General features: G+C 61.9%; 18 protein-coding genes. 11 read left to right on the top strand and 7 right to left on the bottom strand.

Translation table 11 applies throughout. The features are described 5' to 3' along the window. Positions 1 to 164 precede the first annotated feature (164 nt). Positions 165 to 1,460 carry an IS256 family transposase gene (locus tag ACLARN_RS42670; RefSeq protein ID WP_409497192.1) on the bottom strand — a complete coding sequence of 432 codons (1,296 nt, stop codon included), beginning with the start codon at positions 1,458 to 1,460 and terminating at the stop codon, positions 165 to 167. Between the two features lie 590 nt (positions 1,461 to 2,050). On the opposite strand from ACLARN_RS42670, the gene ACLARN_RS42665 reads away from it, so the two are divergent. Together ACLARN_RS42665 and ACLARN_RS42660 are read left to right on the top strand one after the other, a co-directional pair. After that, positions 2,051 to 3,793 (top strand): S8 family serine peptidase, encoded by a 1,743-nt coding sequence (locus ACLARN_RS42665; RefSeq protein WP_409497190.1) that lies wholly within the window; start codon positions 2,051 to 2,053, stop codon positions 3,791 to 3,793. 863 nt (positions 3,794 to 4,656) lie between these two features. After that, a complete protein-coding gene (locus ACLARN_RS42660) occupies positions 4,657 to 13,113 on the top strand; it encodes an RHS repeat-associated core domain-containing protein (RefSeq protein ID WP_409497189.1) in 8,457 nt (2,818 codons plus the stop codon). 132 nt (positions 13,114 to 13,245) lie between these two features. Here ACLARN_RS42660 and ACLARN_RS42655 read toward each other — a convergent pair whose 3' ends face one another. Next, positions 13,246 to 13,506, bottom strand: coding sequence for a hypothetical protein (locus ACLARN_RS42655; protein WP_409497188.1), 261 nt, complete (start codon positions 13,504 to 13,506; stop codon positions 13,246 to 13,248). A gap of 719 nt (positions 13,507 to 14,225) precedes the next feature. On the opposite strand from ACLARN_RS42655, the gene ACLARN_RS42650 reads away from it, so the two are divergent. The 3 genes from ACLARN_RS42650 (at position 14,226) to ACLARN_RS42640 (ending at position 16,949) form a co-directional block, all read left to right on the top strand. Continuing rightward, positions 14,226 to 14,423 carry a hypothetical protein gene (locus ACLARN_RS42650; RefSeq protein ID WP_409497187.1) on the top strand — a complete coding sequence of 66 codons (198 nt, stop codon included), beginning with the start codon at positions 14,226 to 14,228 and terminating at the stop codon, positions 14,421 to 14,423. Positions 14,424 to 15,309: 886 nt separating this feature from the next. Next, positions 15,310 to 15,762, top strand: coding sequence for a hypothetical protein (locus tag ACLARN_RS42645; RefSeq protein WP_409497186.1), 453 nt, complete (start codon positions 15,310 to 15,312; stop codon positions 15,760 to 15,762). A 440-nt stretch (positions 15,763 to 16,202) separates the two neighbouring features. Then, positions 16,203 to 16,949 carry a hypothetical protein gene (locus ACLARN_RS42640; RefSeq protein WP_409497185.1) on the top strand — a complete coding sequence of 249 codons (747 nt, stop codon included), beginning with the start codon at positions 16,203 to 16,205 and terminating at the stop codon, positions 16,947 to 16,949. Between the two features lie 136 nt (positions 16,950 to 17,085). Here the strand turns inward: ACLARN_RS42640 and ACLARN_RS42635 are convergent, their stop codons facing one another. Together ACLARN_RS42635 and ACLARN_RS42630 are read right to left on the bottom strand one after the other, a co-directional pair. Further along, positions 17,086 to 17,235, bottom strand: a complete 150-nt coding sequence (locus tag ACLARN_RS42635; protein ID WP_409497184.1) for a hypothetical protein — start codon at positions 17,233 to 17,235, stop codon at positions 17,086 to 17,088. Continuing rightward, positions 17,232 to 17,687, bottom strand: coding sequence for a transposase (locus ACLARN_RS42630; protein ID WP_409497183.1), 456 nt, complete (start codon positions 17,685 to 17,687; stop codon positions 17,232 to 17,234). Before ACLARN_RS42630 ends, ACLARN_RS42635 begins: the two co-directional genes overlap by 4 nt. 472 nt (positions 17,688 to 18,159) lie before the next feature. Here ACLARN_RS42630 and ltrA point away from each other — a divergent pair, with 472 nt between their 5' ends. Further along, complete coding sequence (gene ltrA / locus ACLARN_RS42625; protein ID WP_409497182.1) at positions 18,160 to 19,281, top strand: group II intron reverse transcriptase/maturase; 1,122 nt, start codon at positions 18,160 to 18,162, stop codon at positions 19,279 to 19,281. Between the two features lie 73 nt (positions 19,282 to 19,354). Here the strand turns inward: ltrA and ACLARN_RS42620 are convergent, their stop codons facing one another. The 3 genes from ACLARN_RS42620 to ACLARN_RS42610 form a co-directional block, all read right to left on the bottom strand. Beyond that, a complete protein-coding gene (locus ACLARN_RS42620; protein WP_409497181.1) occupies positions 19,355 to 19,822 on the bottom strand; it encodes an IS3 family transposase in 468 nt (155 codons plus the stop codon). 95 nt (positions 19,823 to 19,917) lie between these two features. Next, on the bottom strand, positions 19,918 to 20,205 hold the full coding sequence (locus ACLARN_RS42615) for a transposase (RefSeq protein WP_409497180.1): 288 nt from the start codon (positions 20,203 to 20,205) through the stop codon (positions 19,918 to 19,920). A 337-nt stretch (positions 20,206 to 20,542) separates the two neighbouring features. Further along, positions 20,543 to 21,295, bottom strand: a complete 753-nt coding sequence (locus tag ACLARN_RS42610; protein ID WP_409497179.1) for an IS5 family transposase — start codon at positions 21,293 to 21,295, stop codon at positions 20,543 to 20,545. Between the two features lie 615 nt (positions 21,296 to 21,910). Here ACLARN_RS42610 and ACLARN_RS42605 point away from each other — a divergent pair. The 5 genes from ACLARN_RS42605 to ACLARN_RS42585 all read left to right on the top strand — a co-directional run bounded on the left by ACLARN_RS42605 (position 21,911) and on the right by ACLARN_RS42585 (position 23,798). Beyond that, a complete protein-coding gene (locus ACLARN_RS42605; RefSeq protein ID WP_409497178.1) occupies positions 21,911 to 22,438 on the top strand; it encodes a hypothetical protein in 528 nt (175 codons plus the stop codon). A 17-nt stretch (positions 22,439 to 22,455) separates the two neighbouring features. Beyond that, complete coding sequence (locus tag ACLARN_RS42600; protein ID WP_409497177.1) at positions 22,456 to 22,782, top strand: hypothetical protein; 327 nt, start codon at positions 22,456 to 22,458, stop codon at positions 22,780 to 22,782. 310 nt (positions 22,783 to 23,092) lie between these two features. After that, positions 23,093 to 23,359 (top strand): transposase, encoded by a 267-nt coding sequence (locus ACLARN_RS42595; protein ID WP_409497176.1) that lies wholly within the window; start codon positions 23,093 to 23,095, stop codon positions 23,357 to 23,359. Then, positions 23,305 to 23,448, top strand: coding sequence for a hypothetical protein (locus ACLARN_RS42590; protein WP_409497193.1), 144 nt, complete (start codon positions 23,305 to 23,307; stop codon positions 23,446 to 23,448). The genes ACLARN_RS42595 and ACLARN_RS42590 overlap by 55 nt, the downstream gene beginning before the upstream one ends. After that, positions 23,445 to 23,798 (top strand): transposase, encoded by a 354-nt coding sequence (locus ACLARN_RS42585; protein WP_409497191.1) that lies wholly within the window; start codon positions 23,445 to 23,447, stop codon positions 23,796 to 23,798. The genes ACLARN_RS42590 and ACLARN_RS42585 overlap by 4 nt, the downstream gene beginning before the upstream one ends. Positions 23,799 to 23,828 lie beyond the last annotated feature (30 nt).

Here is a 23,828-nt window from a genome sequence, read left to right as displayed (position 1 = left end):
GTCGCCGACACCGCCGACCACATCTGGTCCTGGTCACGATTCCGCCGCCGACGACAACACCAAGCCCGCCTCAGCCACTACAAACGGCGAGGCTACCCACTCAACTGAGTGCCGTTGCAGTACTAGGGGGTCTGTCCCGTGATCGGTGTTTCCGGCGTTGTTGATCAGTAGGTTTCGGCTCCCGGCCAGCGGTCACCGAACGTGATAGCGAACGCGTTGATCACTGGCTTCCAGCGCATCGTCCATCGGGCGCGGCCTGTCCCGGTCGGGTCCAGGCTGCGGGTCACAAGGTACAGGCACTTCATCGCGGCCTGCTCGGTCGGGAAATGCCCGCGGGCGCGGATCGCCCGCCGGTAGCGGGCGTTCAGTGATTCGATCGCGTTCGTGGAGCAGATCATCGTCCGAATCTCGACGTCGTAGTCAAGGAATGGGGCGAATTCATCCCAAGCATTGCGCCATAGACGAATCACCGCCGAATGCTTCGCGCCCCATTTCTCTTCGAATGCGTCGAGAGCAGCCACCGCGGCGTCCCGGCTGGGTGCTGTGTAGATGGGTTTGATGTCGCGTTTCACCGCGTCCCAATCCCGGCGGGACACGAGCCGGAAGGTGTTGCGGATCAAGTGAACAATGCAGGTCTGGACGATGGTTTGTGGCCACACGTTCGTCACGACTTCGGGCAGGCCTTCGAGTCCGTCGCAGACAAGGAAGAACACGTCCCGCACACCGCGGTTCTTCAGGTCGATCAGCACGCTCATCCAGAACTTCGCGCCCTCGCCGCCGGTGCCCATCCACAGCCCCAGGACGTCCTTGCGGACGTCCACGGTGACGCCGATAGCCGCATAGACGAGCCGGTTGGCGACCTGTCCGTCACGGACCTTCACGTGGATCGCGTCGATGAACACCGCCGCGTAGACCGCGTCGAGCGGCCGGTTGGCCCACTCGTTCATCTCCGCGACGACCCTGTCCGTGATCCGCGACATCGTCTCCTTCGACACCGAGGCGCCATAAATCTCAGCGAAATGCGCCGAAATCTCCCCGGTCGTCATTCCCTTCGCATACAACGACAACACGATCTCATCCACGTCGGTAAGCCGGCGCTGCCGCTTCTTCACGATCTGCGGCTCGAACGTGCTTTCCCGATCCCGTGGCACGTTGATGTCGACCTCACCCGCGGCATCCGAAACCACCGTTTTCGGTCGAGTGCCGTTCCGGACATTCGTTGACTCGCGATCCGGTTCAGCCTGGTTCTTCTCATGACCGAGGTGCTCGGTCATCTCCTCATTCAACGCGGTTTCCAGCACATTCTTGGTGAACAGTTTCAGCAGGCCGTCCGGGCCGGTCAGCGCCAGCCCGCGGGCCTTCGCTTCGGCCACCATCGCCGCCGCGGCCGCCTGCTCCGGCGACAGCTCCCGCGCCGGCTTGGACTCACTCTTACGTGGACTCACAAGCTCCGATGCCATCACTCACAGTGCCCATCTCGCTGGACCTCAGCCCGGCGTGTCGGGCCGGAAACACCGATCTTGGGACAGTCCCGCTCTAGGCACGGACCAATTCGTTGTGGGTTGGCGATTGAGAAGGCAATCTCGTGTGCGTCGGATCATCGCTGGATTTCCGTCGCCGGCTTGTCAACGCAGAGTGATGTTGCTGGCACGTACGAATCCATGTGTGTAGAACAATAGCCCGATTGATGAGGCCTGCTGGTAGCTCCGCAGTGATTTCAGGGCCTGAGAGGCTCCGCCGAGTCATTTCGATGTCCTTTGGGGTTGCGACGGTCGAGTGCGGTTGCTAGGAGCGGTGGATGGGTTAGCGTCAAACGTCGACGGACTTGCCCAGCGGCCAGGAGGTTACGATGTGGCGGCGAGTGTTTCTGGTGACGTTGATCTTGGCGTCCATTACGCTCTCGGTTGTGCCAGTGGCTAATGCGGGTCCACGGTCTCGTATGGTTGAGCAGAGCGCTCCTGAGGACGAGGTCTCCAAGATTGCGGATGTGGTTCTGCGAACGGCGGCGAGGATGGACACCGCACTCCGCTCTGCTCGAGGTACGCCTCGATTGAGTGAACGCCAGGTTGAAGAACTCGGTGGCGACGCGGTGGGTGTTCGTGGGGACGGCACGATCGGTGTGCGTGTTCACGCCTTCGGGCCGGTGGGCGAGACCGAAGAACGGGATATTAATAACGTTCCGGCTGTTGTGTTGGGCAGTTCGGTTCGCTCTGTCGAGGTGTCAGAGGTCGCGCCACCCGCAGGTGTGATCGAGGCAGCGGTGGCGCCGGGACTGCTTCGGAACCTCGAATTACTACCCTGGATAACTGCGGTGACTCCGTTGACACCGGTCCACCTGAACTCGGGTGTCATCAAGAGCGAGGGCGTTCAGTTGCATGGTGCCGACAAGGCGGCGTTGGCTGGTCTCGACGGCGAGGGTGCAACGGTTGGTGTGATTTCCGATGGTGTGCGTAATCTCGCCGACGCGCAGCGGAACGGCCGGCTACCTCAGTCAGTCACCGTTCTCGACCCTGGGCCGCCAGTTAAGGACGCAAATGAGGGTACTGCGATGCTGGAGGTCGTGCACGATATGGCACCGAAGGCACAACTGGTGTTCGCCTCCGTCCACGGTCCGGGTGGGCTGGATGGTGCGATGCGGAAGCTGGCGCAGCACGGTGTCAACATCATCACCCATGATATTGCGATAGATGTGGCTCCAGCGTTTCAGCGTGGCCAGGAGGCGGCGACCGCCGATGAACTCGCGGCGAAGGGCATTCTGCTCGTGACCTCGGTCGGGAATCTTGGGGACCGGCATGCTCCGCGGAGGTCTGCTATCGGTACCGGCCATACATCGGCTCCAGCCGGCCCGCCGAATGCCTTTGCAAAATGTAAGTCGGGTACATTCGACAACTTAGTCGATCTCACCGGGCACGGTGACACGACCTTCACCGTGGAGCTTCCGCCTCAGAAGACCTCGACTATCAATCTCCAGTGGAGCGAGCCGCGGGCGATCTTCCCCACAGTTGGTCAGGGGGGCTTCACCAACCTGGACCTCTTGCTGCTCAACGTCTCTGGCACTGACTGCCTGGGCCAGAGTACCGGAGTGCAGATGAACGGGAGGGGAGACACCCAAGAAAAAATCGTTTACCGAAACACCCAGAATTTCCCCGTGCGCGCGAAAATTGCAGTTAACGTCACAGGAGCCACGACGAAAATAGTGCCAACTTACGACCTCCGTTGGCGTGGAGCGGTATCGAAAGACGTCCCTGACCCCGTGGGTTCCCTGGATCCGAATGCCAACTTCACAGGGAAGGCTACATCTGTCGGTGCGGTCAATGCGTCGGCGAGCACCAGTCCTACAGACATACCTATTGAGCCTTTCAGCGCTGCGGGCCCGGTTCGGATCCTGACGACGACTCAGTGTGCGAAGGGCGCCGCAGGACCCTGCACGGGGGTCGCGGGACCCGGTGGTGTCAGCTACGCCGCACCCACGTGGTCTGCGGCAGACGGTGTGTCCATCAGCGGAGCTGGCGGGTTCGGCTCGGGCAAATGCCCCACGCTTAAGCAAGGCGACTGCAGGTTCTTCGGGACCTCCGCCGCCGCGCCCTCGGCAGCTGGTGTGGCGGCGCTGATACGGAACGCACTCAACCGGAATGGTGTCATGATGAGCCCGGATGCCCTCCCAGCCGCCATGCGCGCCGCAGCCGAAGCCAGGGGCACTCCCGGGCTTTCCAACCCCTATGGCTACGGTGTTCTGCAAGTCCGGCCGTCACTCTTCCCGCCGGGCGTCAACCGTAGCCCCAAGCTGTCCTGACACGAGCACGCCATCGCCTGATAAGCAGTAGCGGCCGGACGAACGGCGCAATTTGCGTTGAACGTAACTGGCGTTGCCCCGGGTGCCGGGTTGGTGGTGTCGGTGGCGTGTTGTGTGGAAGTTTGTCGATCTTGCCGATGGTCTGTCCCGTTGAGTTCTGGGTTCGGGCGGTCGCGCTGGTTCGGTCTGGGAAGTCGGTGCGGGAGACTGCGCGTGATCTTGGCGTTGCCCCGGTTCTCCGGACCGTCGTCTGTGGAGTGTCAGGCGGATTGTTGTAGTTTGTGGAGCCTTTCATACTCGACGAGAGTGAGGTAGCCGGCCTTGGAGTGGCGATGTTGCCGGTTATGGAAGGTCTCTAGGCATTGGACGATTTCGTTGGCCGGCTCGGTCCGGGTTTTCGATTTCCTTCTGTCGACAAGTTCAGTCTGCAACTTCGACCAGAACGACTCCATTATCGCATTGTCGTAGTCGTCCCAAGCACCGTTTTGGGGCCCGGCCCGCCCGTCTAGTAGCACGTAGAGCCGGGCGACACGCTTGCGGGAATGCGGCCGCCCGCGGGCGTGCAGTTCAGCATGTAGCCAGGGGTGTTCCGTAGGTGCTTTGTGATTCGTTGTGGATCGCGATGATCTCGGCGGTCAAGTCGTCGTCCTGCTGCTGGCGGGTGGAGGGTCCGGTGTCGCGGTGGGCGTAGTGGGCGGCTCGGGAGACCTTGAATAACTCACAGGCACGTTTCACGTTGCCGGTGGTGCTGGCTCTCCGCCTCAAGGCGGTTCACCCACTCACTTGGGGTGCGGGGGTTGCGCGACTGGGCTAGGTAGCCGGATTGTGATAATCGAGCGTCTTTTGAAAAACAGGAGGACCTGATGGCTGAGGAAGCGGCTCATTCGCGTGGCGGGGTGGACAGGGGCGGGGTGCTCGCGCGATGGGCCGCTGTGGGCGTGGTGTGGGTGTTGCTGGTGGCGGTTGGTGCTGTTTCGGGGGTGGTGGACTCTGAAGGGTTTCCACGGCTGTCGTTCCTCGGGGACGTGCTGTCGCGGGTGTCGCCGTCGTCGTGGCGGGATGTTCCGGTGCAGCGGTCTGGGGACGCGGCGGGATTGGGCCATGGCGTGTCGTCGGATGTGACGGCTGCGGCGGATGGTGTTGGCGGGGCAGTTGGAGCGGGTGAGAACGAGGTTCCGCTCTATGTTCCGTCGGTGCCGGCGGGTTCGGATGGTCAGTCCACGGTGATGGGAGTGGCGTTGGAAGCGAGGCCGCAGATCGCGTCACGTGCTCCGGCTGATGGCGCAGTGGTCACGACGCTGAGCCCGGTGCTGTCCGCCACGGATCCGCAGGCCGGTGCGGAGTTGAAGTATCGGTTCAGTATTTCACGTAATGGGAGCGGGAATAATAGGCAGGAGGTCGCGAACTCGGGGTGGGTTGATACGGGCTCATGGCGGGTTCCAGCGGTCCGAGGAAGTGCGGCTAATCTTGTTTTTGGCGAGGATTACACCTGGACGGTGCAGGTGAGCTCGAGTGCGTCATGTGGGGTCGACTGTGTGACCTCGGATGCTCGGCGGCTGTTGGTGAGGGTATGGCAGCCGGAGATTACGTCGCTGCTGTCGCAGAATACGGAGACTCGTGGGTTCAGCCCTATCGCTGGGAACTACACGACCGAGGTGATTGACCTGTCTGTGGGCGTGGTGGGTCCGGTGTTGGGGGTGACGCGGAATTACAATTCGATGGATCCGCGTCGTTCGGGGGCATTCGGTGCGGGATGGTCTAGTTTGCTCGACGCGCGAGTCTCTGAGCGGGGGAATACACCGGATCCGGCGGCATCTGATGCTGTAGTGACGTATCCGGACGGGTCCGAGGTGGGGTTTGGCAGGAACCCTGATGGCTCGTTCTCGTCGCCGCAAGGGCGGTCGGCTACCTTGATTGATATCCCGGTGTTGCCCGTGCCGGGTATTCCTGTGAAGGTCAAGTACGTTCTGGTCGACAAGGATAGCACGCGCTACCTGTTCGGGCAGGGCTTGGGGAACGGCCGGTATGGGATCACCGAGGTGCTGGATGCCCAGGGGCGGGCGGTCACGTTCACCTGGGACGCGGGTAATCGCATCACCGCGGTGAAGTCCGTCGCGTCCGGGCGGGCGCTGACGTTGACCTGGTCGGCACCGTCAGGTGGGGTGGGCGCGCATGTCACGAAGGTAGTGACCGACCCGGCCACGGCGGGTAAACCGGACACCGCCCTGACCAGGACCTATACCTACGAGGGGGACAACCTGCAAAAGGCCTGCCACGCGAATTTTTCTACGGACTGCACCACTTACGGCCATTCCTTGGGTGCGTCGCTGCACCGTGCCGACATCATCAACAGCAAACCTGCCAACTACTGGCCCCTGGATGATCTGAAAAATGTCAAAACCGCGAAAGATGAAGTCGGCTCTAGTAGCCCCACTTACCATGATGTCCAGCTTCAACAGCCGGGGCCCCCTCGCGGAACACAGTATGCCGCAAAATTCAACGGAAAATCCTCCTACCTTAAGCTGCCGTTTAAGGCCGACAGCGATGACGCGGTCTCGATGTGGTTCAAAGCTGCCCCCGGAAAACATGGCGTACTGCTCGGTAGTAGCAAGGCAGAAATGGGTCACGGTGATAGTAGTCAATACTATCGCGGGAATGCGATGGAGGTTTCAGCTGATGGTATGTTGATCAGTCGATTCTGTCTCGGCAAGGTCATCGGCAGGAAGGCGAGACTATGCGCTTCTATTAAAGAATACAAGACTTCGCTCGGCCAGATTACAGGGGACAGGGACGGCTGGCATCACGTTCTGATCGGCGCGAATGGTTCTAGTTATTCGGTTTTTCTTGATGGAGCCAAGGTGGGAGGAGAGGAGAGGGTAACCCAAGGGTGGGCTGCTCTGGGACTTTCAAATGGTCCTCTCCATGAAGCGTTTAAAAACTATTACGTCGGTGCTGGGTTCAGTCAGCGTGGCGGAACATCTGAAGTACATTTTGACGGCTTCATCTCGGACGTCGCCTACTATAAGAACGGTAGTTATCCGTCGGGAGCGGCGGTCAAGGGTTTGTACGACCATTCGGCTGCGGGGCTGTTGAGTTCGGTGACGTCGGCAGCGGGAGTGAAACGGGCGGCGGTGTCGTATGATCCCGTATCCGCTCGGGTGACGCAGGTCGTGGACCCCAATGGAGGCGTATGGGGTGTGGGCGGGCCTGAACGGTCTACGATTGATGGCCAGTCGCGGGTTTGCGTGACGGTCAGCGAGCCTGGGTCGGTCACGGCACCGGAGGGGTCCCAGGAGTATCGGCAGAAGTATTGTTATGACTCGGTGAACGATAATCGTGTGGTGTGGAAGGAGCGTACCGAGGCTGGGAGATCTGTCCGGACCACTTATGACTATGACGTACGTGGCTTTCTGGCGAGAATGATCGACCCGAATGAGAATAGTGCGGAGTTCGGTAATGATGTGCACGGTAATATGGTGCGGCAGGCCACGTGTCAGAATACGAAGAGAAGAACCTGCTCGTCTGCATACTATGAGTATTCCCCGGCGAAGCCGGGGAAGCCGGACCCTCGGGATAACAGGCTGATCGCCGCGCGAGATGGCCGATCGAAGAACAAGGATGATAATACCTACCTGACGAAGTATTCTTATGACTCGGCAGGAAATCGGATCGGTGTGACAACGCCGCCGGTAGTTGGTTTTCCGCAGGGACGCACGACGACGGTGACCTACAGTACCGGCAGTGAGGCGGCGGCCGGTGGGGGGAGGGTGCCGGCGGGGTTGCCGGTGGTGGTGATGTCACCAGGTAAGTCACGAAGCACGTTGACATATCAGAAGTCCGGTGATCTTGCTGCCACTACAAATGCCGTGGGTTTGGTAACGGCCTTCACCACGGACGGGGTGGGGCGTGTGCTGTCGCGAAAGGAGATCTCGGACAGCTATCCGCAAGGGCTGACAACAACTTATACCTTTGATGCGCGGGGGCGGATCGCTTCCCAAACGGATCCGGTAGTTGGCTCGGCGGGGCACGCGGGTGGTAAACATCAGGCTTTGGTTACCAATAGCTACGATTCGGACGACAATCTGCTCAAGCAGAGTGTTAAGGACTCCGCTGGGCGGGACGGCGAGCGGAGTGTGTCGTTCACTGTTGATCAGTATGGTCGGTTGGCGTCGGCGACGAATGCGAACGGTAATACGACGAAGCTCGGCTACGACAAGTACGGGCGTCTGAGTTCCCGGACGGACCCTGAGGGCACGATCAATTCGTGGACTTATAGCCCGAGGGGATTCCCGCTCACCGAGAAGATCGAGAACTACACCGGTGCGTCGGACAAGCCTCAGCCGAAGAAGGCACTGACGGTGTGGTCACGAGCCTATGACCCGGCCGGTCGGCTCGCATCGCAGACCGATGCGGTCGGCAACACCACGTGCCACCGCTATTACGATAATGGGCTGCCCGCGGATGTGACGATCATGCCCCCGAGGGTCGGCTGCGCCGTGGCTGCGGACTCTGCCCAGGAGCGGTTCGTGGTTGAGAAGAGCACGTACGACGCTGCGGGGTACGTGACGGAGCAGGTCACTGATAACGGTGCAACTACGAGTGCGTTCACGGTAGACGCGGCCGGCCGGACGACGCGCTCTGTGGTAGGAGCGAAAGCGCTGCCCGCGGTCAAGGGCGCGCAGCGTGTCAGCGATGTGTCGTTCACCGCAGACGACGAGGCAGAGAAGGTCACCCTCGGTGATGACTCTGGGCTGAAGCAGTCGCAGACCTCGGTGTTCGATCCGATGGGGAAACTGCTGTCGCAGACGATCACAGGGGTCACACCACAGGATGCTGTCACGAAGAAGTGGGCGCGAGATCAGCGCGGGCTGGTCACCCTATTGACCGATCCGAACGGCCAGGTCACCAGGTATGGGTACGACGAGGCTGGGCGACCGACGACGGTCACCGCGCCGTGGGTGAGTGTGGAAGCCTCGGGGCAGAAGCCCCAGATGGTGTCGCCGGTGGACGCGGTCGGCTACAACACGTTCGGTGACGCTGTCACCGAGACTGACCCGAATGGGAACATCACCACGTCCGAGTACGACAGGCTGAGCCAACTTACGAAGGTCGTTTTGCCGGCGTACACCCCGCCGGGAAGCTCGACGATCACCGCGGCGATGACTTGGCGTTACGACAAGTCTGGACGGGTGATTGGGCGAACCGACCCGCGGGGCAAGACAACCAGTTTCGCCTACGACCAGCTCGGCGATGTCGTGAAGACCACGGACGCAGTCGGTGGAACAGTAACCGCGAGCTACGACACCCCCGGTGGGGGAGCCTACGTCGGCCACCCATTGCGGGTCACCGACCAAGCCGGGGTGCAGACCCAGGCCACCTACGATCAATTGGGCCGCCAGCTTACTTCGACGCTGATGGAGCGTTACCCGGTGCAGAAGACGCTGACCACGACCTATTCCTATGCGCGGGGCGGGCTCAGCCCGCTTGGGCCGTGGCTGACGTCGGTGACTTCCCCTGGCAAGGTCACGACCGCGTTCGCTCATAACGCGTTGGGGCAGCGGGTCTCGATGACGGATGCGGTGGGTAACGTCACCCGCTTCGACTATGACGTGGCCGGGCATGTCCGGAACTCGACGCTGGCCGATGGCACCTCGGTGGCGACCGAGCACGACGTGGCAGGCAATCCGACCCGTGTCCAGTACCGGGACGCCAAGCAGAAAGTGTTGGCGACCACGACGGCGAGTTTCGACAAGGCAGGCCATCCGTTGTCGGTCACCGACGCGCGGGACCGCACGAGGACTTTTGGCTACGACGCCCTGGGCCGGTTGACCAAGCAGGTCGAGCCGGCTGCGCCCGGGGGCTCGATCATCACGGGGTTCGGCTATGACAAGGTCGGCAACCGCACTCGGTTCACCGATGGGCGCAACAACACCTGGACCTACACCTACACCCCGTGGAATCTCCCCGGATCGGTGATCGAACCGGCGACGGCGACGTGGGGCACCGACGCGACGCGCACGACCACGAACAGCTACGACGCTGCCGCCCGGCTGGTGAAACAGACCCAGCCGGGTGGGGTCAGTGTGGAAGCCACGTACGACGACAACGGGAATCTGACTTCCCAGACCGGCACCGGCGCCGAGACGACGACCGCGGCACGGACGTTCGGCTATGACAAGGCCGGTCGGGTTACCTCCGCGGCCACCGCGGCCGCGGGTACGACGTCGAGGACTGACGAGCATTTCACCTATACCGACAGCGGCCAGGTGTGGAAGGCCACCGGTTCAGCTGGGGCATCGGAGTTCGCCTACACCGACGACGGGGCGCTGGCCAAGCGCGTGGACCCGGCCGGTACCACTACATACACCTACGACAAGGCGGGGCGACCGGCTACCGGCACCGAGCCCACTACCAAAACCAAGCTGGCGTACTCCTACAACAAGCTCAATCAACTGACCACAATCGGTTACACCACCTCAGGCAGCACGGGTAAAGGCAACACCCGTGCCTTCACCTACGACGATCTACATCAGCTCACCGGCGATACCCTCACCACGAGCTCCGGAGCGACAGTCGCGGGAATCAGCTACGGCCACGACGCGAATGGCAATATCACCAGCAAGAAGACCACCGGATTCACCCGTGCCACGGCCAACACCTACACATACGACGACGCCGACCGGCTTACCTCGTGGAACGACGGCACCACCACCACGAAATACGGCTACGACGCCTCCGGTAACAGGATCCAGGTCGGAGCGAACGTCTACACCTATGACGCCCGCGGCCAGCTCACTTCCGACGGCGCCAACACCTACGCCTACACCGCCCGCGGCACGCAGCAGGAACACAAGACCGGTACCACCACGGTGAAGACCGTCTCTGACGCGTTCGGACAGGTAGCCTCCCAGGGGTCACGCACCTACGCCTACGACGCGCTCGGGCGGGTCATGACTGCCGGTGGGAAACCCGCCTCCCCGCCCGGGGCTGGTATAGGCATAGCCACGCCCGCCGCCGCGTTCACCTACACAGGCACCACCAACACTCCCGCCACTGACGGCACCCATTCTTACACCTACGACCCCGCAGGCACACCGCTCGGCATTGGCAGCAAACAGACCGCGAACAGCGCACCCACCGGCACGCTCGCCTGGACCGACCAGCACACCGACGTCGTTGGTGCTTTCACCGCCACCGGCACCACCCTTCAGGCTTCCCAGACCTACACCCCTCTAGGTAAACCGCTCACGACCACAACCCAACCCTCCCCGCCCACTACACCAACGCGACCCAGTACGCGGCCCAGTGCCCCTGCCACGCGGGCCCCCTCAACAGCGCCGGGCCGTGACAGCACCCAGATGCCCCGTCCTGGAAATCTGGGCTATCAGTCCGGATGGACCGATCCAGTCACCGGCCACGTCAACATGACCGCCCGCTGGTACAACCCCACCACCGGGCAATTCCCTACCAAAGACACCCGCCGTGGCGACCCTGTTCCCAACTCCGCCGCAGCCAATCTTTTCGCTTACGCGAATGCTAATCCCCTCACCAAGACCGACCCTACCGGCCACGGAGTGTTCGACGACACTTTTTTCGCCCGTGTCAGTTCGGCCATCGGCAGCATCGGCCAGGAAATTGTCGATGCAGGCAACAATGGTCTTCAGTGGCTTGAAAATAAGGCCAGCGATGCTGGTGGATGGCTGAGCGACAACGGGCCGCTAGGAATCGCGGAGGCGGTTGGTCAATTTGTTAAAGACAATGCCTCGACGATCGTGTCATTCGTGGTAGGGGCCGTCGCGTTTGTCGGGTGCACGGCCCTGACCGCCGGGGTTGGCGTGATCGGGTGTTCCATGCTCGCCGGTGCCCTTGGCGGAGCCGTGGGCAGTGGGATCGACTATGGCCGTACGTGCGCGGCATCCGAAGGCGGGTGCACCGTTCTCGGCGGCGTAAAGGCCGTCGCCATCGGCGCCGTGGCAGGGGCCGTGGGCGGTGCCGTGGGCGGTGCTGTCGCCGGGCCGCTTGGCGGGCGACTCGCCTCCTCAGCGCTGGGACGGGTTCTGCCCCCCGTCGCACTGCACGCGCTGACCGGTGGGGCCTCCGGTGCCGCGGGCGGCGCTGCGGGCGGCGCAGTGAGCGGCGGGGCGGGTTACGCCAACGAATGCGGATCACGACCAGGCGGCTGTACCCTGAAGGGGCTTGGTGAAGCTGTCGGCCAGGGAGCAGTGCAGGGTGCGGCAGCAGGCGCGATCATCGGCGGCGCGCTCGGAGCTGCCGGAGGACTCCAGGAACAACTCGGCCGTAGCCGCACCGCAGTGCGCTCTGGCACGGCACTGGATGACGAACCGCTCATCGCCTGCCATAGCTTCACCGCCGACACCCGGGTATTGATGGCCGATGGCACTACCAAACCCATCAACCAAATCAAACCCGGCGACCACATTACCAACGCCAACCCCGGCGACAGCGACAACCGGCACCCAGCGCACCGCGCTACGGACACCGTCGCTCAAACCCACACCACCACCACCGATCACGACCTGATCGACATCACCACGACCACCCGCCAGCCCAACCCCGCCGCGAGCGGGAAACAGGCAGCCAACACTGGGACGACCAGCACCATCACCGCGACCGCTAACCATCCCATTTACGACATCACCCAAGCTGCCTTCGTCAACGCCGAGCACCTCCGCGTCGGTGACCAACTCGGCACCTCCCCCAGCGACAGCGTCGGCACCGTAACCGCCATTCGCCCCCATCCCAACACTACGCACCAACCCACCCACGACCTCACCATCACCAACACCCACACCTACTACATCATCTCCGGAACAACCCCAATACTTGTCCACAACACCGCCTGCAACCGCACAGTATCCAGCGACCAAACGGTGGAAGAGAACCGCGCGTCATTCGATCGGCGGTTAGTCGGCGAGGGCTTCAGTGGGGTGTATGACCCTGTAACGAACACTGTGGTTGCAAGGCTCAGCGGCACGACAGAACAAAGTCAACGACACGGATACTTTGCCGGACGTGACCGCATATTTAGGCAATTCTGGAATAATGATGAGCCTTTGGTGGCTCAGTACGGAGGGCATGCCGGCATCAATCTGGAATCATTTGCCAATTCTGATCGGACTGTCGGATTTAGTGCGACAGTTGTACACGGTGATTTGCGGGTCGGGTGGGTTTCGCGCAGTGTGAACGGCACAAACTTCAATGCCTCGCGTGCGCCTGTGATACTTCGGTCGAATCTTATGGAGGCTCTCCGTCGGGCAACTGGCTTGCCGTTGGAGAGTAATTGGCCGGATTCGCCGTGATGATTTTACGTTGGATCGACAGTCGAGGTGGCGGGCAAAAGTCTCTCCATATGCTGAAAGCGAGTATTTTTTACTCGATAACTGCATTACACGCCTCCCCGGCACCCAGCCGGACGACCGGAGCACGTGGCCTTATGCGGTGGTGCCCACCAGGAAGGTGCCGCCGGAGACTGGGCTGAGGGGGAGGCTATCGGTGTCGACGACGTATTCGGCTGCGTCGCGGCCGGCGTTGTAGGCGAGCAGGCGTTCGGGTTCGACGAGGCTGTCCAGATCGCTCCGGTGGCTCTTCACGTAGCGCTCGCGTTCGGCGAGAAACGTCTCAACGTGTGGCTGCCGCTCGTGGGCGTCGAACGCGTTGCGGTCCGCGTAGAGCTCGTAGAACGCGCGAGACAACGGTGCCTCCTTGATCGTGTACGAGGTACTTCACCGTTCCCGGCGCGTGGGCCTCGATAAGCGGCAGTGTCCTCGCGACCAGGTCATCAAACCCAGCCGCCGCGGCGTGGGCGTCAAACTCGAACCGCACAAAGAGCGCGAACATGAGAAGCCTCCTGCAGAGCGGATGATCCGCACGCAATCTACGTAGTTCGCACTTTCAGTGGGCATGTCGCACTAAAAGTGCGACCAAGTACCTGTTCGGCGAGACTTCGACCCACTGGCTGGACCTTGCCGGGCTGACCCGCCCGTCTGGCGTGCCGGATTTTCAAGCTGGTGGGCAGGCCGGAGCTCCAATGGTCGAGGCGGTCGGCGGGCTCTTTCAGTTCGGTGTCATCGACAGCGTGTTCGTGCCCGGCTGGAGGTTTGTCGGCCAGCCAGACTGGGGAGATGAGCATCGACGCCGGCGAGCGCGCCATTCGCGTACATATCTCCGCCTCTCGACGTGGCGGCATGCAGGCCGACATCAGCTGCGGGGATGGCGACAGACATGTTCTGGAGGCTGTCGACGGCATGGTCTACCTGAGCCGGGGCGCCAGGCTCAGCCATCACGCGCCTGAGGACCCCGATGGGGGCAAAGTCCATACGGACCTTGCTGGACGGCCGGGACGATGTGACAAGGAGCGTCGAGCGAGGATACGTCCCCCATGTGCGTGGCGCGTCCCAGGGGGTGGGTCGTCGTGGTCGCAGCGGCTGGTGCGGGTGGCGCTGGCACGGTCTTGGCCGCCAGGCTGGGAAAGCTGTTCACCCGGCACCAGGACAAGCAGGTCGAGGTCACCGTCGACGGCAAGGTGAAAACCCTGCACGACGACTCGCCGAAAGGCGTGGGCTTGATCATCAAGGCGCTGGAAATCAGCAAGGAAGAGTTGGACTGGTGAGAGCGGCGGAACGCGCTGCACCGGTTGATTGCCGACGCACTTGAGTCAGGAGACGACAAGCAAGGTTCGGACGACGGCCGAACCACCTGATCGTCTCGCAGACCGGTCAACTGCGTGAGCTGCCCGCCAACGGCGATGTTCGCGCCGACCTCGAGGAAGCGGGGCAAGCGGTCGTCGAGCAGGGCCTATATCTTCGGAGCAAGGTCGTCGGGCAGCGTCTCGTGCACGGCAGCGACAGGTTCGCCGGGCAGCTCGGTGTTGAGTCTCGCCAGGACGGGGAGCTGGTCTTTGCCCATGCGCCGGCCACCCGCTCGCCGAGCCCAGCGTCCACTTCGCTTCCGGCGCACGCATTTTTGGAGACTGCACCCGAGTGTTGCACTACGCCCAGGTCGCCGACAACGTCCACATCGGCACCGGCTGCACGCTCGGCGCCCCTTGCGTGCGCTCGCCGCGAGGCCAAAGAAGAACTCTGCATCGATCTCCGGATCGGCCCCACCTCGTGACCGACCGGGTTCCACCACAACCCGACGGCCGAGCCACCCTGGCCAGCTACGTCTTCGACGGTGCCATTCACACCGACGAGCAGATCGCCACTGTGCGCCCGACGGCGAGGTGAAAAGCTGGACGTTCTGTACCCCCGAGGAGGTATCCCAACACCTTCGACCGCATCTTGCGCGGCACCTCCGGCACTGCCTCGTCGCCATCGACATCGGGAACTCTCTCTGCCTGGAAAACTGATTCGATCCCCACGCCGCTGACGCAATGTTGGAACGCCCAGGCAGGTGAGCACGGGCGCGACGACCTGACAGGCACCGCAGGCGTATAGTTCTCGTCGTTCCCCGCTCCAGCGGGGCTGGAAAGTACCCCGGCTTCCTGGAGTGGACATATGAAGCGTCAAACGTTCGGCTCGTTCATGGACTCAACTGGCGTTGCGCCTGATGAGTACAAGCAGGCTTTTGACGGGGCCCGTCGCGCAGGACACCCAGCCTTCAGCGACTATCTGGAAGCCGCCGGGACGGCCGACGCTTCTGATACGTGTCGCGTCGATCACCTCAAAGCATTCTGGAACGACCAATGTCAGCAGCGCCTGGTGGAGCACTTCGCCCGCTGGCTGACCGAGACCGACTCCTTCGGTGAATCGTCAAAGAAGTGGGACGTGCTGCGCCGCCGGTTCGACTATCCCGCCGAGCTTGCTGCCCTGGCTGAACGAGGCTTCCGGGCCCGCGGTCGAGCTGAGCTCGTCGGCGTCCAGCTCGACAACGCGCTGTTGATCCTCCGAAGTGCTCACGCGCGCGACGCTGCCGAATCCGCCTCAGCAACAGCCAAAAGCCGTACATGACACCGTCAATACGTGCTCTTGCCCGTCAGGGCTGACAGGCCTTCGCCGCATCCCTGCCAGTACCCGAAGGGCCTCTGCTTTCGCAGACCAGCCATCTCGATGAGACTTGACCCGCACTGGCGTTCAGCTCTGCGGATGACAGCTGTCGACGACCTTCCGGCCCCGCGATCCGGTGAATCGGATGCCCGGTTAGTGTTATCCGAGGTGTCTGATAGGCCGTCCGTTACCTAGGACGAGTGATCTTTCCGCGGCTTCGTGTGTCCAATGCGGACGGTCTATCTGGGATTCCTATGGTACCGGAAATGACGACTGCGACCATGTCGACGGTGGGGCCTGCCGAACGATGGCTGCTTTCACGTTGCTCGGTCCAGAGTGGACTGTTGTGATTTACGTCACAGTGGCCTCAGGCTGCGCCGGTGTCAGATTTGTGGAGGTGTGCGATGCGTATTCCGAAACGACTGTTTGCGCAGTTAGCCCTGGTCGTGCCGATAGCAGCGGTTGTCGTGGCAGCCTCTGTCGCCCCGGCACAGGCGGCCACAGGGCCGGGCAACACCCTCAACCTGCTGTTCGGCTCGGTCGACAGGGCAGGAAAACTACTTTTCAGTGGCACCGTCAGCTGTGCTGGCACCGGCTCGGCCGACCTCCAGGTGAGCGCGACGCAGTGGAATTCCTCCGGCACCGTCAGCATCGCTAGCGGTAGGCAAACCGTGTCCGTGGCCTGCCCGACCACCGGGCACGCGATCACGGGAGCCCTGACCCCGACTCCGCGCGCATGGGCCATCGGAAACCCGGTGCGCTGGCATGCCGTGCTTGCCAACCCCAGCTCGCCCGGACAGGCGCCCGTAGCCACGCAAGAGGGATTCAGGTCGCCCCAGAAAGGGCAGGCCACGCAGAACACGGTGATCGCTGCAGACTCGGCTACCCTCGACGATGGCGCTGTGACCGTGTCAGGTACCTATGAATGCGCGTCTGTTCTCGCGCGCATTGGTGTGGCAGTCGCTCAAGGCCTGGTCACTGGTACCAGTTCCAAGACCGCCACCTGCCCCACAAGCGGTCCCAATCGATACAAAATCACCATCAGCCCGCTGGCCGTCGGCTCGTTCCGGACCGGAGCCATCAATTTCTCGGCTGGGATCGGCAGTTTCGCAGTTACCCGTTCCTTCGGGAGCCTGACCGTGACTCGGTAACAGGGCGACCACGTCTCCATCAGCGCGGCATCAAACGAAAAGCCCAAATATGCTGCGCCGTGTCACCCAACACCGAAGTTCACACAGTCAACTTGAGGGGCCTCGATCTTCCCGGACAGCTTCTTGGTGGCTTGGCCTACGCTGCTTGCTGCCGGTTTAGGTACTCGGTGTAGACCTCGTTGGGGGGCTTGTAGTCGAGTCCTGAGTGGAGACGTTGGTTATTGTAGCGCAGTTCTATGTATGCGGCGATATCCGCGATGGCCTGTTTTCGTGTTGTGTAAATCACTCGATGGGCTCGCTCGTTTTTGAGGCGCCGAAGAATGATTCGGCCATGCTGTTGTCGTAGCAGATTCCTGTGCGGCCGACGGAGTGCCGGATGCCGAGAGATCGGAGTGTGTTCGCGAATTGGGCGGACATGTAGTTGCTGCCGCGGTCGGTGTGGAATATCGCTCCGGGTTTGATTGAGTAGTTCCGGACGGCCATGTGGATGGCTTTCTCGATCAGGGGTGTTCGGTAGTTGTCGTCCATGGCCCATCCGATGACCGCTTTGGTGTGGCAGTCGATGACGGTCGCCAGATAGATCCATCCTTCCCAGGTGGGAATGTAGGTGATATCGGTGTGCCACGAACGCTGAAGGCGAGGTTTGAGATGTAGGTAGGTGCCTTGCTGGATGCGGTGCTGCGTGGAAGATGAAGGTTTTGTGGCCCTTCGGAGTCGCCCTGTGGGGGGAGGCTTCAAACCGCCTCATGCTGCGTTGGCTGAAGACCGTCGTGGTGAACGATGAGGAAAAGGCGCACGAGATGCGTCAGGTGGGGACCGGGAAGGCGAGCGCAAGCGAATCGCTGCGGACGTGTCGAAAACTTATGAGATGGCATCAAAACTGAGGGTGTAGATATGGCTTCAGGATCAGCCTGGCGGGAGCCCGCTTATTGGCCAGGTGGTGCCCGGCATGGAGGCGACGCGAGCCCGGTTTGCGGCTTTCACGCGGAACGTGGGAAGGCGTGCCCTGACACTGCCGTCCGCGTTGGATGGCGAGAGGGAGTGTTCCAAGCGGCAGGAAACCGTAAGGGATTGAGCACCGTTGCGGGGTGCGCCGACGGACCGGTTCGTAGTAGTGATGAAACCTCTGTAATGGGGGCGGAGCGAAGGGGCCGGGTCGTCCGTGGCTGTGTTCATTCGATCAACCGGGCTGTTTCCCGGAAGGAGTCGCGTGAACGAGTTGAAGTCGTCAGGCAAACCGTTTGATATTTCGAAGTGGGAAGTATGGGAGGCTTGGGAGAAGGTCAAGGCCAATAGGGGTGCACCGGGTGTGGATGGCTGCTCGATCGAGGACTTCGAGAAGGACCTGAAGAATAGTCTCTTCCGGATCTGGAACAGGATGTCCTCGGGAAGCTACTTTCCACCTCCGGTGAGAGCGGTGGAAATACCGAAGCCGCATGGAGGGGGCACCAGGGTGCTGGGCATTCCTGCTGTTTCGGACAGAGTCGCGCAAACGGTGGTGGCCAAACATCTGGAGTCGAAGGTCGAACCGATCTTCCATCCGGATTCCTTCGGTTACCGCCCGAAACGCTCGGCGCTGGACGCGGTGGCGGCGTGTCGGGAGCGCAACTGGAAGACTGATTGGGTCCTGGATTTGGACATCGAGAAGTTCTTCGACAGCGTGCCCTGGAACCTCCTCGTGAAAGCGGTCGAAGCGAACACCGAAGCCCGCTGGGGGCTGTTGTATGTGAGGCGGTGGCTCGAAGCGCCGCTGCAACTGCCCGATGGCACGGTCCGGCAGCGGGATCGCGGTACTCCGCAAGGATCGGCGGTGTCGCCCGTGCTGGCGAACCTGTTCCTCCACTACGCGTTCGACACGTGGATGGCTCGGAAGTATCCGGACGTTCGGTTCGAACGATATGTGGACGACGCGGTGGTGCACTGCGTCAGCGAACGCCAGGCGCAGGAACTTGCCGAGGCGATCGGGAACCGGTTGGAGGAGGTCGGGTTGCGGTTACACCCGGGCAAGACCTGGATCGTGTACTGCAAGGACAGCAACCGGCGGAGCTCGTATGAGCACACGTCGTTCACGTTCTTGGGGTTCACGTTCCGCGCACGTCAGGTGCGAAGCAAACAGGGTGTCAATTTCACTGGTTTCGGACCGGCGATCAGCAAGGACGCCCTCAAGAAGATCAGTGGGGAAGTCCGCCGCTGGCGGCTTCACCGTCGCACCGGCCGCACCTTCGCGCGACTCGCACAGACGCTGAATCCGATTGTGCGAGGCTGGATGCAGTACTACGGTGCCTTCTATCGCACCGAGCTGCATTCGCTCCTCAAGCGCATCAACGCCTGACTGGTGCGCTGGATCCGCAGAAAGTACAAACGGTTAGCTGGGTTCAAGAAAGCCAAGAAGTGCTGGGTGGACATCACAACGCGTTATCCGCGGATGTTCGCACGTTGGCGTTGGACTCGCGCGTTCTGGTGATCAGGGCGACAAGAGCCCGGTGACGGGAGACTGTCACGCCGGGTTCGGTGGGAGCCCGGGGGTGTGATTCCCCCGGGCTACCCGACCCGACCATTTTCTCGCATGGCGCGTCCGCGCTGAAGTTCCGGCGTAGCAGGTCCGGCAGGATCGCCGGGCCGCCGTCGGTCAGTGCCGGCCGCCAGGGCTTGGGCTGGCAGGGTTCCAGGCCCTGGCCTCGCATGATCTGGCGGACCAGTTCGGGGGTGCACCGCTCGCCCTGGCGCTCGAGCTGGGCGTGGATGCGGCGGTGACCGTAGGTCTCGTCCGAGTCGGTGAAGATCTTGGTGATCAGCCCGGCGAGATACTGCCTGCGCCGGGCGGTCTCTGATTCCGGCCGAGTACGCCATTCATAGAATCCCGATTTCGACACTTCAAGCCATGAGCACATTGTCACGACAGGCAACGGTCTTCCCATGGCCTGACTGAAGACGTCCTTCTCCGCGTCGATGAACTCGTAGAGTTCTGTTACCGATAGTCGCTGGCGAAGAAGGCTGCGGCTTTTCCCAGGAACTCACGTTCCGCGCGCAGTTCCCGGACTTCTTTTTCCAGTTCCCGCAACCGGGCACGTTCTGAGATCGTCAATGGTGGCTCATCGGCGGCGTGGTCGCGGCGATACGCGTTAACCCAATTGCGCAGGGTCTGCTCACTGACACCGATTTCCCGAGCGACCGCCGCGACAGGACGTGTCGACTCGACCACCGATTTCGCCGTCTCCTCCTTGAATTCAGGAGTAAACGACCGACGACTCTTCATAGACACGGACACCCTCTCTTCCAGACACGAACTCTAGTTGGTCCGCTGTCCGGAAGGACCGGGGCCGCTCAACTTGGCTAGTACCAGTCGCATTTCGTGGCATTTGGTGTTTCTTCGTTGGTTGTGGTTGGTTTGGCGGTGCTGGTGTCGGCGCCGCCAGCGCGGAGAAACAACTTGCTGTCAACATGGCTCCGGACGACTCTTCGGCGTCTTAGCGCGAAGCGTGGAATCCGTGTTGTTGTGGTTGTGGTGGAGCAAGGTATGACAGCGTCGCAGCACGTCGTCACGGGTAGCGACGGTCCATCTTTGTTTCTGAGCTACCTGTCGAAGTTGCGCATCAGGGTCGGAAAGCGACAGGGAAGCCGACTGCGCCGAGTACATCGGCATCTCCCGAGGAGTCAACGATGGCGAGCGAGCGGCCCCAGTCGATGTCGATCTCCTGGGACAGTTCGGCGAGCACGGAAATCTTGCCTCCCTGGCGGGCTGGTGCCCGCAGGATATTCCCGTGCAGATCCCCCTCTATTGTTCGCGAAACACCGAGGCCGGAGCTGTGCTCCTGGCCGCGGCGGGCGATGACCGGGGTGATTCCCGTGGCGCGGACAAGTCGGCGGTTGTTGTCGTGGTCGTAGGCCCGGTCGGCGTAGATCCGTCGTGGCCGTCGCCGCGGTGGCCCTGGCCGGCCCCGGACCGGCAGGATCGCGTGGATCAACGGCATCAGCTGGGTGACGTCATGCCGGTTCCCGCCGGTCAGAGTAGCCTCCAGCAGGATCCCGGTACCGTCGGTGATCAACATGGTGCTTGGACCCGATACGGGCTCGATCGACCGGGCTAGGGGCCGGTCTCCTGCCCCTTTTAACGCCCGCACATGCGACCCGTCGACCACCCGCGACCAGTCCAGCAGGTTCGCCGCGTGCAACTCCGCCAGCAGCAACTCGTGCAACTGCTGCCACACACCGGCCTCGGTCCAGTCACGCAGCTGGCGCCAGCACGTCATACCCGACCTATAGCCCAGCTTCTGCGGTAGGGACTCCCACGGGATCGCGGGATAGAGCACGAACATGATCCCGCACCACGCCTTGCGGTCGTCCAACCGCTTACGCCCGGATGCCGGAACCGACGCTCCACCCGCGGCAACAACGGCCCAATCCGTTCCCACAGATCAACGAGACACGGCATCAAACCACACCCAAGATCATTCTGTTACGGCCCCAAAGCCCGCGTCCAAAAAAGACGGGAACAACGCGCTAGCCTCCGGATTCATCAACGTGAATTTCGAACCCAGCACCCAGCACCCAGGCGCTAGAGAAGCGTCTGATCAATGTATCGTATTCCGCTGAGATTAGGAGTACATCGGAGGTGATTGCAGTAGTCTCATCTTTCTGTTCTTCGGGTGAGGTGTCCTGTATTGCCGGAACAATCCTCGCCGCAGGTGGAGGAAGTCGGTCCAGTCAGTTAAGCATGATATCTCTGACCTCAGTCGGACTCGCCATTCATTGACTCCCCTCGGCTGCGGTGACATTCTGCGATTTCCGACTCATGGCTGACGCGGTCTCGCTTTACGCTGACTGGACGGTCGGAGTCTGGTAGCGGGTGACCGCTTGCCGTACGTCGGGCCAGGTCCCGCAACGCACCGTGATGAACTTGCCCGCGTGCTTGATTCGAATGCCGGTATCGACGACCAGTAATTCCTGGAAGACTGAACCGGGTGAATATCAACTCAACGAACCGCAACGCCCTCTACGCTCGAATATGCGTTCGTGAACCGTACTTCGCGTTGCAAAATCTCCACGAGATCGCACCCGGAGAAACCACTGCCACGATCCCCGTAGAGCTACCAGCCACGTACGAGCTTGGCCCGATCACGGCCGCCGAAGCCGCACGCCACACAGCTATCCTCGGCTCGTGTGCCGTTGCCTCGGTGGCGCCGGATGACCGTCGCCGCTACTATCTCGCCACCCACTGCGATATCGCCTGGCTGGTCACAACTCCAGCGTGCAGCAGTGACTCCTTCATTGGCTACGCCACCGGTGGATTCCGCGACTCCCGCAACGCCTATGCTCACACAACTCTCATTGCTACCACCGGCCGTCCGGTCGCTCGCATTGACGTGGACTATACGTCGTTCACGGAAGAAGCTTTCGGCAAAATTTTTGCGCGCCTACGCCGGCCTGACCTCCTCCCGGGTCCTTACGCAGAGAACCCTACACGACTGCCCTGCTACTACACAGAGTGACGCACGACGGTGAGACGATGACCGCTGACGTGAAAGCCGAGCCTGGTGACTGTGCGGGGCACTTCGACGGCTATCCAGCGATGCCGGTGGCCGTCCTCGGTGCGTCCATGAGCCGTCTTGTCAGTCACACGCTCGAGGCGTACACAGGTATGCAGGGTGCTCGCTGGCTCACACGGGGTGTCAGTTTTGATGCACACCGGCTGGTCCCGGCAGGTGAGACAGTGCGGATGCGGGCAAAGCGTATCGAGTCTTCATCTGCCGAGTACGCTTTCTATGTATCGGCCAACTCTGCAAGCGAAAAGGTCGCAGAGATGACAATCCGGATCGATCTCGTCGCCGCATAACCCATCTAGAGCGAAGATTTGTTCGTCCTGCTGTCTACCTTGCTTCGAAGGGTGAATTGGACGGCAGGCCCCTTTGTGATTAAGAGCGTGTTCTCACGTGGTGTTTTGCGTATTTTCTGGTGGCAGGCCAGGGCTGTGCCGAGGCGCAGGAAGGCGAGGAAGTGTCCGGCCTTGTGTTTGTAGCGGCAAGGTGAGTGTGCGGTAGCCGGTGAGCTTCCACCCCCTCATTCACCGGGCACGGTGGCGTTGCCCCAGACGACGGACTCGGGTTTGTGGAGTCGATGACTTGTCGTCTGGAAGGCTGTCGATCATGCCGAATGCTTATCCCGCTGAGTTCCAGGCTCGGGCGGTAGCTCTGGTCCGGGCTGGCAGGTCGGTCTGGGAGACGGCACATGAGCTCGAGATCAGCAAGTCCTGCCTGCACAACTGGGTCAAGCAGGACCTCGTCGACCACGGTGAACGTCCAGGGCGAGCAGCACCGAGCACGCCGATCTCGTGGCGGCGAAGTGACGGATCCGCCAGTTGGAGACCGAGCTGGCGCTCCTGCACGAGGCCTCGAGGATCTACGAGGAGCTGAAGGGCGAACCAAAGGGCGTTCCCGGTAGTCGCCCCGGTTCGCGGAGCGGGGGATTACCGGTCAAGCTGGCTTGCTGGCTGCTGGAGTGAGTCATTGCGGGTTCTGCGAGTGGCGCTCGAGGCCGACTTCGCGGGCGGCGTTGCGTCGGGAGTGGACGACCGGGGTGATCGCCGTGGTCCATAACCGGTCCCACGGCACCTACGGCGCACCACGGGTGCACGCCGAACTGCGGCTGGCGATGGGCATCATGGTCAGCCGCAAGACGGTCGCCAAACTCATGCGGGCGGCTGGGCCGGCCGGGATTCCGCGGCGGCGGACCCGCAAGAACCCGAAATCGAGGTCCGCAGTGAGGATCTGTGCACCCGAATTTCTTGCGCACCCAACTCAATTTGCTGTGGATGTGCGACATCATCGAGCATCCCACTTGGGTAAACGCTAGACGATGCGTGGTGTTGGACGCGTTCCAGTC

The organism is Amycolatopsis sp. cmx-11-12 (assembly GCF_046269425.1).
Classification (GTDB): Bacteria; Actinomycetota; Actinomycetes; order Mycobacteriales; family Pseudonocardiaceae; genus Amycolatopsis.
This window is presented reverse-complemented; position numbering and strand designations above follow the sequence as displayed.

Bases quoted from the DNA above. Each gene is read 5' to 3' on its own strand.
- ACLARN_RS42595 (WP_409497176.1), top strand. From the start codon at position 23,093: ATGCCGAATGCTTATCCCGCTGAGTTCCAGGCTCGGGCGGTAGCTCTG.
- ACLARN_RS42640 (WP_409497185.1), top strand. From the start codon at position 16,203: ATGCGTATTCCGAAACGACTGTTTGCGCAGTTAGCCCTGGTCGTGCCG.
- ACLARN_RS42670 (WP_409497192.1), bottom strand. From the start codon at position 1,460: ATGGCATCGGAGCTTGTGAGTCCACGTAAGAGTGAGTCCAAGCCGGCG.
- ACLARN_RS42600 (WP_409497177.1), top strand. From the start codon at position 22,456: ATGACCGCTGACGTGAAAGCCGAGCCTGGTGACTGTGCGGGGCACTTC.
- ACLARN_RS42615 (WP_409497180.1), bottom strand. From the start codon at position 20,205: ATGAAGAGTCGTCGGTCGTTTACTCCTGAATTCAAGGAGGAGACGGCG.
- ACLARN_RS42645 (WP_409497186.1), top strand. From the start codon at position 15,310: ATGAAGCGTCAAACGTTCGGCTCGTTCATGGACTCAACTGGCGTTGCG.
- ACLARN_RS42660 (WP_409497189.1), top strand. From the start codon at position 4,657: ATGGCTGAGGAAGCGGCTCATTCGCGTGGCGGGGTGGACAGGGGCGGG.